At 37.6% G+C, this 11,776-nt stretch carries 11 protein-coding genes; 4 read left to right on the top strand and 7 right to left on the bottom strand.

Translation table 11 applies throughout. The features are described 5' to 3' along the window. Positions 1 to 235: 235 nt before the first annotated feature. Positions 236 to 640, top strand: a complete 405-nt coding sequence (locus tag FGL89_RS05635) for a RidA family protein (RefSeq protein WP_014974941.1) — start codon at positions 236 to 238, stop codon at positions 638 to 640. Positions 641 to 731: 91 nt separating this feature from the next. Here the strand turns inward: FGL89_RS05635 and ilvA are convergent, their stop codons facing one another. From ilvA to ilvB, 4 genes are read right to left on the bottom strand one after another with little or no spacing between them, the layout of a single operon-like run. Further along, positions 732 to 1,997 (bottom strand): threonine ammonia-lyase IlvA, encoded by a 1,266-nt coding sequence (gene ilvA, locus FGL89_RS05630; RefSeq protein WP_014974942.1) that lies wholly within the window; start codon positions 1,995 to 1,997, stop codon positions 732 to 734. Between the two features lie 60 nt (positions 1,998 to 2,057). Beyond that, positions 2,058 to 3,101, bottom strand: coding sequence for a ketol-acid reductoisomerase (ilvC, locus tag FGL89_RS05625; protein ID WP_014974943.1), 1,044 nt, complete (start codon positions 3,099 to 3,101; stop codon positions 2,058 to 2,060). A 35-nt stretch (positions 3,102 to 3,136) separates the two neighbouring features. Continuing rightward, positions 3,137 to 3,373: an ACT domain-containing protein gene (locus FGL89_RS05620; protein WP_014974944.1), complete on the bottom strand. Its 237-nt coding sequence runs from the start codon at positions 3,371 to 3,373 to the stop codon at positions 3,137 to 3,139. After that, complete coding sequence (gene ilvB / locus FGL89_RS05615; RefSeq protein ID WP_014974945.1) at positions 3,370 to 5,088, bottom strand: biosynthetic-type acetolactate synthase large subunit; 1,719 nt, start codon at positions 5,086 to 5,088, stop codon at positions 3,370 to 3,372. The genes FGL89_RS05620 and ilvB overlap by 4 nt, the downstream gene beginning before the upstream one ends. A gap of 329 nt (positions 5,089 to 5,417) precedes the next feature. On the opposite strand from ilvB, the gene FGL89_RS05610 reads away from it, so the two are divergent. Next, complete coding sequence (locus FGL89_RS05610; protein ID WP_014974946.1) at positions 5,418 to 6,203, top strand: ABC transporter ATP-binding protein; 786 nt, start codon at positions 5,418 to 5,420, stop codon at positions 6,201 to 6,203. Positions 6,204 to 6,495: 292 nt separating this feature from the next. Here the strand turns inward: FGL89_RS05610 and FGL89_RS05605 are convergent, their stop codons facing one another. From FGL89_RS05605 to FGL89_RS05595, 3 genes are all read right to left on the bottom strand, one after another. After that, positions 6,496 to 7,014 carry an NUDIX hydrolase gene (locus tag FGL89_RS05605; protein WP_014974947.1) on the bottom strand — a complete coding sequence of 173 codons (519 nt, stop codon included), beginning with the start codon at positions 7,012 to 7,014 and terminating at the stop codon, positions 6,496 to 6,498. Positions 7,015 to 7,201: 187 nt separating this feature from the next. Beyond that, entirely contained in the window at positions 7,202 to 9,655 is a 2,454-nt protein-coding gene (locus tag FGL89_RS05600; RefSeq protein WP_014974948.1) for a phosphoketolase family protein, read from the bottom strand. A 242-nt stretch (positions 9,656 to 9,897) separates the two neighbouring features. Continuing rightward, on the bottom strand, positions 9,898 to 10,626 hold the full coding sequence (locus FGL89_RS05595; RefSeq protein WP_014974949.1) for a GntR family transcriptional regulator: 729 nt from the start codon (positions 10,624 to 10,626) through the stop codon (positions 9,898 to 9,900). 79 nt (positions 10,627 to 10,705) lie between these two features. On the opposite strand from FGL89_RS05595, the gene FGL89_RS05590 reads away from it, so the two are divergent. Together FGL89_RS05590 and FGL89_RS05585 are read left to right on the top strand one after the other, a co-directional pair. Further along, positions 10,706 to 11,206, top strand: a complete 501-nt coding sequence (locus tag FGL89_RS05590) for an aminoacyl-tRNA deacylase (protein ID WP_014974950.1) — start codon at positions 10,706 to 10,708, stop codon at positions 11,204 to 11,206. Then, on the top strand, positions 11,199 to 11,741 hold the full coding sequence (locus tag FGL89_RS05585) for a metalloprotease family protein (RefSeq protein WP_135197858.1): 543 nt from the start codon (positions 11,199 to 11,201) through the stop codon (positions 11,739 to 11,741). Before FGL89_RS05590 ends, FGL89_RS05585 begins: the two co-directional genes overlap by 8 nt. The last annotated feature ends 35 nt before the right edge of the window (positions 11,742 to 11,776 follow it).

Genomic DNA, 11,776 nt, shown 5'->3' with positions numbered 1-11,776 from the left:
TTAAAAATCAAAAATTGTTAATTCTAACATAACGCCTTATTAATATTATAACAAAGAAAGCGATTACAGCACACAAAATATATCATTTGAACCATATATTAGACTTTCAAGGCTTTCAGCAGATGTCATCATACATCTAATTTTCATAATTTTATTATTTAACTTTATAATTTTGTTATATTTATTGTATAAAAAAGTAAATTGGAATAGAATAATTGTAAGGAGGAAATTATTCATGTCAAAGCAAGTTGTTAGCACAACGCAAGCCCCTAAAGCATTGGGTCCATACTCCCAAGCAATTCAGGTTGATAATACACTCTATATCTCAGGTCAAATTGGTATCGACCCTCAAACCAATGAGTTTGTTGGTGAAACAACTACGCAACAAGCACACCAAATCTTTGAAAATATTGACGAAATTTTACACGAAGCTGAATTTTCAAGAGCCGATATTGTTAAAGCTGGTTTGTTCTTCGATGATCTTTCTGACTTTACTATAGTAAATGATATTTATGAAAAATACTTTGAGACAACTTCAATTGAAGCTTTTCCCGCTCGCTCAGCTGTCCAAGTAGCAGCTTTACCTAAAAAAGCTAAATTAGAAATCGAAATTGTTGCTATGAAACCCACAACAAAATAATTAGAAACTGACCATTAAACCCCTAAAATTGGATAACACCGATTTTAGGGGTTTATTTAAACGCTATCTAACCAATAAAACAATTGCTAGCCTAAACTAACATGTTAAAAAGCACTGAATTTTCTTGCAAATTGACATATTTAGGAAAGAAAGCTGACAAACGCTGTGTCAACGATGTCACTGAAGTGCCTTCTCCCAATAAAATACCAACCATCACTGATCCTGTCTCCGAATTAATCTTCTTTGTATACTCAAATCGTGTAATATCATCATTTGGACCGAGTACATCATTAACAAACTGCCGTAAAGCACCTGGACGTTGTGGAAATTCCACCAGATAAAACTGCTGCTGCCCTTTATACATCAAAGATTTTTGTTCCATTTCTTGCATACGGCTAATGTCGTTATTCCCACCAGATACAACCAAAACAACTGTCTGATCAACAATATCTTTTGCAATAATATCTAGGCTAGCAATTGGCATTGCTCCTGCTGGTTCGGCTACAATCGCTTCATATGTATACATATCCATGACGGTCTGTGCTACTTTTCCTTCTGGTACAGCTAATAATCGATCGACATAGCGATGCGCTTGTCGATAAGTTAACTGCCCAACTTTGGCAACAGCTGCACCATCAACAAAGTGATCAACATTTGAGACAGTCACTGGCTGCTGTGCTTTGAAAGCCGCTGCCATAGACTGAGCTGTTTCAGGCTCAACACCCACCACAGTTGTTTGAGGTGAAATATACTTAGTATAAGTTGATACACCACTAATTAATCCACCGCCGCCAACTGAGGTGATTAAGTAATCAACATCAATTGCTTGATCTTTTGCATCATTAAAAATTTCCACTGCAATACTGCCTTGACCAGCCATTGTAGCATAATCATCAAATGGTGCCACTAAAAACATCTGATTTTTTTGCGTGTAATCTAATGCCGCTTGCTGCGCTTCGTCAAAAGTATCACCAACCAAAATAGTCGTAATGTTTTTGCCACCAAACCGTCGAACAGCAGACACTTTTTGATTCGGTGTTGTGACTGGCATAAAAATAGTAGCTTGAATATCAAGCGCTCGGCATGTGGCAGCGACCCCCTGTGCATGATTACCAGCAGAAGCGGCCACAACCCCATTCTTTAGTTTTTCTTTATCAGCCTTAATTATATTGTAATAAGCACCACGAATTTTAAATGAACGGACCCGTTGTTGATCTTCACGCTTCAAATAAATATGTGCATGATATTTTTTTGACAAATATTCATCGTATTCCAGTGCTGTATGTCGAACAACTTTTGAGAGTGTTTGATACGCTTCGATGACATCTTTGGCAGTTAAAAAATCAGAATAAGTCATATGATTCCTCCAATTTTAAGATTATGTACAGTGGCTCGAAGCCACTTTTTTTATTTATTATTATTTCGTTGTTGAATATTGGTCAACGTCAGTTGCTGTTGAATACTTATCTGCAGTAGAAATCCAAGGCATCATGGCACGCACTTTTTTACCAGTTTGTTCGTATAAGCTTGCCTTATATTCAGTACGCTTACTTTCCAAATCTTTCAAACCAGAATTATACTCTGCCAACCATTGCTTTGCATACGTACCATCTTGAATATCTTTCAAAACATCACGCATACCTTGCTTTGATTCTTCAGTGATGATACGTGGTCCATTTAACATTTCACCATACTCACATGTATTTGAGCAATCATGACGCATCTTTTCAAAACCACCTTCAAAGATTAGGTCAACAATCATTTTCATTTCGTGAGATGTCTCAAAATAAGCTAATTCTGGCGAGTAACCGGCCTCAACCAATGTATTAAATCCAGCTTCGATCAATTGTGTCAACCCACCACATAAAATAGCTTGTTCACCAAATAAATCTTCTGTTGTTTCTTCTTCAAAAGTTGTCTCCAACATACCACCACGGCCACCACCAACACCGTTAGCATAAGCCATTGCTAATGCGCGTGTATCACCTGATGGGTCTTGGTGAACACCAAACAAATCTGGTACACCACCACCTTCAACGAACTCACGTCGTTCAATGTTTCCTGGGCCTTTAGGTGCAACAATAAAGACATTCAAATCTTCACTAGGTTCAATCAAGCCATAGTTGATATTAAATCCATGCGAGAAACCAAAGTAACTGCCTGGCTTAATGTAATCACGGATTTCTTCTTCCCATACTTGCTTTTGCAATTCATCTGGGGTCAAAAACATAATAACATCAGCTTTTTCAACAGCTTCTGACGTTGTATAAACGTCAAATCCGTCACTTTTAGCAGCATCCCAAGAACGTCCTGCACGTAATCCCATGATGACTTGGTACCCTGAGTCACGTAAGTTATTTGCTTGTGCATGACCCTGCGCACCATAGCCAATAACGGCAATCGTCTTGTTTTCCAATAATGTTGCGTCTACATCTGCTTCGTGATACATCTTTGTTGTCATAATTAAATTCTCCATTTTTTATATTATTTATTATTTTATTTAACGTAACCAACTGATAAAATATCTAGTTGTTTTTTTAGATTGCGCCTCACATTGGCGACTTGATTGTTGTCTTCAGATTCAAAAGTAAATGATACTGTCGCTATTTCGTCATCATCTGATATGACAGTAAACGATTTAATATTAACATTTAGCCGTGTTAGAACACTGGCAAATCGAACGAGAAATCCTGTGTGGTTATACACACGTGTAAATAATGTATGAGTTGTCATTTGTTTTCCCCCCACGTTATCATGTCTCGATATGGTGCGCCAGCATTAATCATCGGCAAAACTTGCGCATCTTCTGGAATGATGACTTCAATTAAAATTGATTTTTCCGATGCAAAAGCACGTTGTAAATCATCAGTTAGGCTATCTGGTTGATCAAGCAACATATAATTAATGCCATAAGCGCTTGCCAGTTTCCCAAAATTTGGCTGTGTATCAAACACAGTCTGTGATAGACGTTGATTAAAAAGTAGTGTCTGCCATTGTCTAACCATGCCTAGTGAATGATTATTCAACATAACAATCTTAATATTAAGATTGTTATCATTTAAAATAGCTAGCTCTTCTGATGTCATTTGAAACCCACCATCACCAACAAACAACACAACTTCTCGATCTGGCTTGGCTATTTTAGCACCAATGGCGGCTGGTATACCATACCCCATGGTGCCTAACCCACCAGATGTTGATAACTGATGATTATCTTGAAAGGGATAATGCTGTGCCACCCACATTTGATGTTGACCAACATCGGTCACAATAAGCGCTTTTCCTTTTGTCAATTGGCCTATATTCTCAATAACTGTCTGTGGCATAATCGCTTGGTCAGTTTCTGGATAATCAAAGATTGGTTGGTTGGGTTGTTGTTGGTTTTTCGATTGCCAATCTTTAGTTATCGCCATTTTTTTAAATTCTGAAAATTTTAGGATGGCCGACAAGGCTTCATAAGCATCGGCATGAATTTGATAAGCTGTTTCTAAAACGCGCCCTATCTCTGTTATATCAATATCAATATGTGCAATCGTTGCGTGACGGCTAAAATCTTTAGCATTTGTGACAACACGATCATCAAAACGTGATCCAATATTGAGGATGAAATCTGCTTGATCTAATGCCGTATTGGCTAGCACAGAACCGTGCATACCGGCCATACCAAGGAAAAATGGATTATCAGATGTCATAGCCCCTAGACCTAGTAAGGTGGATACAACTGGTATATGATATTGATTCACTAACTGGCGTAATAATCCTTGTGCATTAGCCTTCAAGACACCAGCACCTGCGATAATTACCGGCTGCTTAGCACGAGATAATCCTTCAACAAGTTCTTGTATTTTTGTTAAATTCAAAGCAGGTTCCGTTAAATTAATCTTTCGAGCTGACTGACTCGGTAGCGTTCCCGACACATCACTTTCTAGAGTGATATCCTTTGGTAGATCAATCAAAACTGGTCCTGGCCGTCCAGAAGTGGCTACTTGATAAGCTTCTGCTACAATAGACGGCAGTTCATCAACATGATGCACTTGATAACTCATTTTTGTAATTGAACTGGTTATCGATAACATATCAAGTTCTTGAAATGCATTAGTACCAATACCATGCGTTCCCACTTGACCTGATATAACAATCAATGGCACAGAATCACCATAAGCATCTGCAATGCCTGTCACCGTATTCGTGGCGCCGGGTCCAGATGTGACTAACACAACACCAGGCTTTCCAGTGGCTTTAGCGTATCCTTCGGCTGCATGTGCGGCCGCTTGTTCGTGACGAACCAGGATATGCTCGATACCATTTAAATTATCATATAGTGCGTCATACATTGGAATCACTGCACCACCAGGATAACCAAAGAGGACCTGTACACCTGCTTTCTCTAGAGAATCTAGTAGTATTTGCGCACCCGTTTGGCTGACGCGCGATTGAACATCTTGCATAATTTACTCCTTTCTTAAATGATTGTTTGCATGGTTTTTTACAATTTTTCTCATTATCACTAAATCAAAATGAGGTTTTGATGAGCTATGCAATAAATGTATTGTGACAAATGACACGAATTCTGTCAAACGCAACGCGCAAATATTTCATTTTTATAGCCAATTTATTCGATTGGAAACCGTATGAATACCGTATTTACCGTCTTGATATATAACATTGGAATATCCTCATTTAGCACGTCTGATTATTATTTTAAAATCAAATACTATTGAAAAAGTTATCAAACAACGCTATGATTTAATTATTTCAAACTAAAGGAGTGCATTAAATGGCAATAGAACCCGTTTTAAAACTAGAAAACGTCTCATTTGAACGTGAGCATAAAATATTAGATAACATTAACTGGCAAATCAATTCCGGAGAAAATTGGGTTTTAATGGGACTAAACGGTGCTGGAAAGACTACCTTGTTATCTTTAATTTACGGTAACTTTTGGGCAACCTCTGGGCGTATACAAGTATTGGGTCAAACATTTGGATATACTAATGTTTTTGAATTAAAAAAACGAATCGGTTTCGTTTCAACAGCGATGCAAAAACAATTACCTGAAAATCATTTAGCTGAATATATTGTTCTAAGTGGTAAATTTGGCACGATTAATATTCATAATGAATTTACAGATAGTGACCTCAGAGAATCCAAACAACTACTGCAACAGCTCGGTGGTGAATCTATTATCAATAAACCTTACAGACTACTTTCCCAAGGGCAACGTCAACTTGTGTTAATTGCTCGTGCATTGATTGGACAACCAGAGTTACTTATTTTAGACGAACCATGTAATGGACTAGATGTTTTTGCACGTGAACAATTACTACAGCAAATCAATCAGTTAACTCAATTACCCCATCATCCAGCATTACTTTTTGTATCTCATTACACTGAAGAAATTCTGCCAGATTTTCAGCATATTTTATTATTAAAATCAGGGAAAATATTTGCCCAAGGTAAGCGTGATAGCATTTTATCAGAAAAAATTTTATCCAACTTTTATCCACAACCTGTTAAATTGGTACCTACAGTTGGTAATCGTTTTGCTGTATATCCTCGTTAATAATTAAATATTTGACATTAAATTGTTTTTATGTTTTAATATTATTTAATTAATGATTGGAGTTTTACTATGACTAATAAAAACAATACAATCTCAGCCGTGCACCTCAACCTCGTCGTCATTATTTTGCTGTGATGATGGGCTATTTTCTCTGCTCATTGTCACTTTGACATATAAGCAGCTACTGATGGTATAAAAAACCGCTTAGCTGATACGAGCTAAGCGGTTTTTTACACCATCGTAGTATGTCATAGATTAATATACCATTCTATTTTCCGTTATACCGCTTTCACTAAAATAGTAAATCATATGCCTGTTTATATAAAACTGCCTCATCGATGCCATTACTACTGGCTATTGTCAAAACTTCTTCTAATGTTGCCCAGCGTATACGCTCTACTTCAGATTGTTGTATCGTCAAATCGTCTAATTTAATATTGACGTGTACGGCATACCAATCCTCAATCCAATCAAAATAATAGCGTGTTGTCAGCATGCCCAGTTGCGCTATATCTACCACTAAATTTAATTCTTCACGGAGCTCACGCACAATCGCATGTTGGCTAGTTTCATTTTGTAACACTGATCCGCCACTTTCAGCAGTCCATTGTCCAGGACGACTCAATTTTTTAAATGACCTCTGTTGTATTAATATCTGCTTTTCATCATTCAAAATAATTGCATTAGCTACCAGATGATAATCACCATTTGCTAATTTTTGCCCACGAAGATGAGTACGACCTGTACGTTGTTTATTAACATCATAAATATCCCACAACTCGCCAATATTATCAGCCTGTAAATCTTTCACTTACCTTGCTCTCCTCTTAATTAAAATAACACATAGCTCAACTAGTGAGTATTATGAACATTCTTCTAATCTCTTTACAATTTCTTATATCTTTTTTGTGTACACAAAAAACGAACCAGATACTAATCCGGTTCGTTTTTCATATTACCTGCTCATGTCAATAAACAAGCAACAATAATGATAACAATTACTTCAAAGCTGACCAATTCCAGTCAGTAAATTCTTCGATATCGCGGCCTTCGCTACGAGTAACTTCGAAGTGCTTTGCCAATGTATCATCCATCTTAGCAATGAATGTATCAGCAGCAGCTTGATCAATCTTACCATTTGCAGACAAGATTTCAGCAGCTTCTTTAGCTTGGTGGAAGCGATCCAAGTGTGAGTATACACGCATATCATAAGTCGTTGTAATGTCACCATCTTCGCGGTAACCATGAACGTATACGTCACCTTCAAACTTACGTTCGAAGAAGAATGACTCAACTAAGTTTTCATAAGCATGGAAGCCAAAGATTACTGGTGTATTAGGTTGGAAGAACTTATCGAATTCTTCCTTTGATAATTCACGTTCATCATTCATGTTAGGTTCTGACTTCTTTTGCAAACGAAGCAATTCAACAACGTTAACATAACGGAACTTAACTTCAGGGAATGCTTGGTTAATCAACCACAAACCAGCCAAAGTTTCGATAGTTGGTTCTGTACCAGCAGATGCAAATGTAATATCAACATCACCAGAAGGTGCAGTAGAAGCCCAATCAATGACCTTCAAACCTTCATTAGCCAATACATCAGCTTCATCAGCAGTAAACCACTGTTGACGTGGTTGCTTAGAAGCAATCAACAAGTTAACCTTATGACGCTCTGAGAAAGCACGTGCTTGAACAGCTAACAATGAATTACCATCAGCTGGTAAGTATTCACGAATGAAGTTAGCTTTCTTCTCAGCCAAGTGAGTCAATAGACCTGGATCTTGGTGAGTATATCCATTATGATCTTGTTGGAACGCTGTTGATGTTGCAATCAAGTTCAATGATGGATAATCATTACGCCATGCTTGTTCTGATGCATGACGCAACCACTTGAAGTGTTGTGTGATCATTGTATCAACAACACGCAAGAATGATTCGTATGAAGCAAAGATTCCCACACGACCAGTCAATGTGTAACCTTCTAGCCAACCTTCAGCTTGATGTTCTGATAGTTGCGAATCAATAATACGACCTTCAGGTCCAACATACTCATCGTGCGGTTCCTTAACTTCTTCCATCCATTGACGGTTAGTTGTGTTAAAGAGACTCCACAAACGGTTTGACATTGTTTCATCAGGACCAAAGACACGGAATGATGTTGGGTTCAACTTAGCAACTTCTTCCAAATAGTTTGAAAGTGTTGTCATATCCATGTTTTGTGTTTGCTTTGGCAACTCTGTACCACGATTATCATCATTGATATCGTTAGTATATTGACGCCAATCAGGCAAAGTCAAATCTTCAGCCTTTTCGCCACGACGACGTCCACCATTCGCAATAGGGTTAGCAGACATACGCTTGTCACCCTTAGGTGTAATAGCTTTTAATTCATCCTTCAATGAACCATCAGCATTGAACAATTCTTCTGGCTTGTATGAATTCATCCATTCTTCGAATTGTGGCAATGTTTCAAGCTTAGCTTGTTCCAAAGGCAATGGCACTTGATGCGCGCGGAATGAATTTTCGATTGGGTTACCCTTTGCATCAAAGCGTGGACCACCCCATCCCTTTGGCAAGCGAGCAATAATTACTGGCCATGCAGGGATTGTACCGTCTTGATACTTACCGTTTTCACGTGCATCTTTTTGGATATTTTGAATATCTTCAATAGCTTGATCCAACACCTTAGCTGCCAATTCATGATATGCAGTATAATCATGAATATCATCATTTTCGATAAAGCGAGGTGAATATCCCAAACCTTCATAGAACTTTGTAATTTCTTCATCCGACATACGTGAGAATAATGTTGGGTTAGAAATCTTAAATCCGTTCAAATCCAAGATAGGCAAAACAGCACCATCATTCTTAGGGTTCAAGAACTTTGTTGAATGCCATGATGTCATTGATGGACCTGTTTCAGCTTCACCATCACCAACAACAGCAAATGCGATTTGGTCAGGATTGTCCAAAACAGCACCGAATGCGTGTGATAATGAATAACCTAATTCACCACCTTCATGCAATGAACCAGGTGTTTGAGCAGTCATATGCGATCCGATTCCACCAGGGAATGAGAAACGCTTGAATAAGCGGCTCATACCTTCCAAATCTTGTGTGATTTCTGGGTAATCTTCAGTATATTCGCCATCCAAGTAAGCGTTAGTAACCATAACTTGGCCACCGTGTCCTGGACCACCGATATAGAACATGTTCAAGTCATACTTGTTGATCAAGCGGTTAGCGTGAGCATACAAGAATGTTTGACCTGAGATTGTTCCCCAGTGACCGATAGGCTTAACTTTAACGTCTTCGGCTTGGATTGGTGTGTTAGTAACTGAGAACAATGGGTTGCTCTTCAAGAAGATCATCCCTGCTGACAAATAGTTGGTTGCACGCCACCACTTATCAACGAGTTCTAAGTACTCTTTTGAATCAAAATCTGCCATGAGATTAAGTACTCCTTATTTTTTGAGAGAATCGTAAACCACGAATCTTTCTCCGTTATTTACTCTTCCAGTATAACTGATTATTCGCATTAGTTCAAGGAGAATGCCTTGAATTGGTTGATGTTATTTTTATTTTTGGTTGGTAGATTGTACTTATTGGTGCGACCCAATTTATACAATTTTCTTGCCTACAGACAAATAAAAGACGGCACGATTTGCCGTCTTTTAAAACAATATATTATTTATTCTGAATCAATACTTACAAAAGCATTGTACCTCAGATATTTATAATGCAAACGCATCGTGGAAAATTCAAGCGGTGTCCCATCATCCATAAAAAAGATACCTTCCATGATACCCACGGGCTCTTTTTCAGACAACTCAAGTAACTTTTGATCTTCTTGGTTCGAAGGTTCTGCCATAATCGTCATAAATGACTTAGTCACTGTCCGATGTTTCGTGTTCTCAACATACTCGTAAACAGATCCCGACACAATACTTCTACTCAAACCTGGTAACACATTTATTGGGACATACCCTCGTTCAATCATAAACGGTACACCCTCTAAGCGACGTAAACGTTTAATTTCATAAACAAAATCACCCTCATTTAAAAATAATGCTTGCTGTTGTTCAAGTGTTGCTGGTACCACTTGAAAATCTAATAATTCAATACTGGGTGCCTGTCCATCTACACGAAAGGAATCTGAAACACCCAGATTTGATCCTTCATGCTTAAAAATAGCATGATTTTTTAAATAAAGCGGATTAACAAATGTTCCGCTACCTCTTTTTTTAAAAATAACACCCTGTTGTACTAATACATTCAAGGCTCGTTTAATAGAGGAGCGTGATACTTGATACTGCTCAGCTAATGACCGCTCATCTGGTAATTTTAAATCTGAAAATTCACCATTATAAATTTTTTGTTTAAGGTCGGCTTGGACCGTAACATAAATCGCCTCTGACATCATATCAACTAGTATATCATAAATTGGTTGGACCGCGTCACTTTTTGGTGGTTCCAATTTGTGGTAAAATAATATCATCATGACAAAGAAAAAAATTAAAAAAACACTTCCCGAACAAATTATGGACAAGCATCATATTAATTATGAATCGTTTGAACTCAACATTTTAGATAAATCAGAAGCTGAACGTGATATCATTCTGAATAAATATCGCGTTCAACATGAAGATATCTATAAAACATTAGCTGCTTCTGGTGATAAAACTGGTCCAGTCGTGGCTGTTTTGCCTATCACAAAGCATCTGTCACTCAAAAAATTAGCTGCCGCTTCTGGTAACAAAAAGGTGACCATGTTATCTCTCAAAGATTTACAAAGAACAACGGGTTATGTTCACGGCGCTAATAACCCCGTTGGTATTTGGCAAAACAAACATTTTCCTATTTATATTGATATATCCGCACAACATGCTGACTATTTTCTAGTTAGCGGTGGTGAACTGAGTAAATCAGATAAAGTTAAACCAACAGATGTTGCAACACTTACCAGTGCAACTTTTGTCGATCTATTAGAACATGATTGATTTACTCGTTCGACACTATATTTGGTGGTTCATCATCCCTATCATCATAACCTATATCCTCAGCTTAATCTCACAACAGATTACTCGTTGGGCGATGCAGCAAACTTCGTATGCCATTATCGCAATAATTGGATTTTTTGGTATTGTCATTCATGAGTTAAGCCACTTAATCATCGCGATACTGTTTCATCACAATATTACTGATTTTAAACTATGGCAAATCAGTAATGACGGTGTGCTTGGCTATGTTAATCACACATATAACAAGAACAGCTTTTATCAGCGCTTTGGTAATGTCTTTATTGGATTGGCACCTATTTTTGGTTTGGGTCTAGCGGTTTATAGTTTGACATTGTTCATGTATCCACCCCTATTATCTTGGCGATTACTGGTGGTTATCTGTTTGATGATTAGTTTCGTTTTTGGTTTCAATTTATCACGTGCTGATTGGATAAATTTTTGGTACGGTGTCCCATTTTACCTTATCATTATTTTCATTGTCACTATTATACAGATGCTATTAAAAAAGGATTGAATCTTTTCTGATTCAATCCTTTTTTAATAGCATCT

Origin of the sequence: Leuconostoc carnosum (assembly GCF_007954525.1) — a bacterium.
In the GTDB taxonomy this organism is placed as follows: domain Bacteria; phylum Bacillota; class Bacilli; order Lactobacillales; family Lactobacillaceae; genus Leuconostoc; species Leuconostoc carnosum.
This window is presented reverse-complemented; position numbering and strand designations above follow the sequence as displayed.

Excerpts from the sequence above, each read along its gene's own strand:
- FGL89_RS05610 (WP_014974946.1), top strand. The coding sequence starts at position 5,418 with ATGGCAATAGAACCCGTTTTAAAACTAGAAAACGTCTCATTTGAACGT.
- ilvC (WP_014974943.1), bottom strand. The coding sequence starts at position 3,101 with ATGACAACAAAGATGTATCACGAAGCAGATGTAGACGCAACATTATTG.
- FGL89_RS05600 (WP_014974948.1), bottom strand. The coding sequence starts at position 9,655 with ATGGCAGATTTTGATTCAAAAGAGTACTTAGAACTCGTTGATAAGTGG.
- FGL89_RS05635 (WP_014974941.1), top strand. The coding sequence starts at position 236 with ATGTCAAAGCAAGTTGTTAGCACAACGCAAGCCCCTAAAGCATTGGGT.
- FGL89_RS05620 (WP_014974944.1), bottom strand. The coding sequence starts at position 3,373 with ATGACAACTCATACATTATTTACACGTGTGTATAACCACACAGGATTT.
- ilvA (WP_014974942.1), bottom strand. The coding sequence starts at position 1,997 with ATGACTTATTCTGATTTTTTAACTGCCAAAGATGTCATCGAAGCGTAT.
- ilvB (WP_014974945.1), bottom strand. The coding sequence starts at position 5,088 with ATGCAAGATGTTCAATCGCGCGTCAGCCAAACGGGTGCGCAAATACTA.
- FGL89_RS05595 (WP_014974949.1), bottom strand. The coding sequence starts at position 10,626 with ATGTCAGAGGCGATTTATGTTACGGTCCAAGCCGACCTTAAACAAAAA.
- FGL89_RS05585 (WP_135197858.1), top strand. The coding sequence starts at position 11,199 with ATGATTGATTTACTCGTTCGACACTATATTTGGTGGTTCATCATCCCT.
- FGL89_RS05590 (WP_014974950.1), top strand. The coding sequence starts at position 10,706 with ATGACAAAGAAAAAAATTAAAAAAACACTTCCCGAACAAATTATGGAC.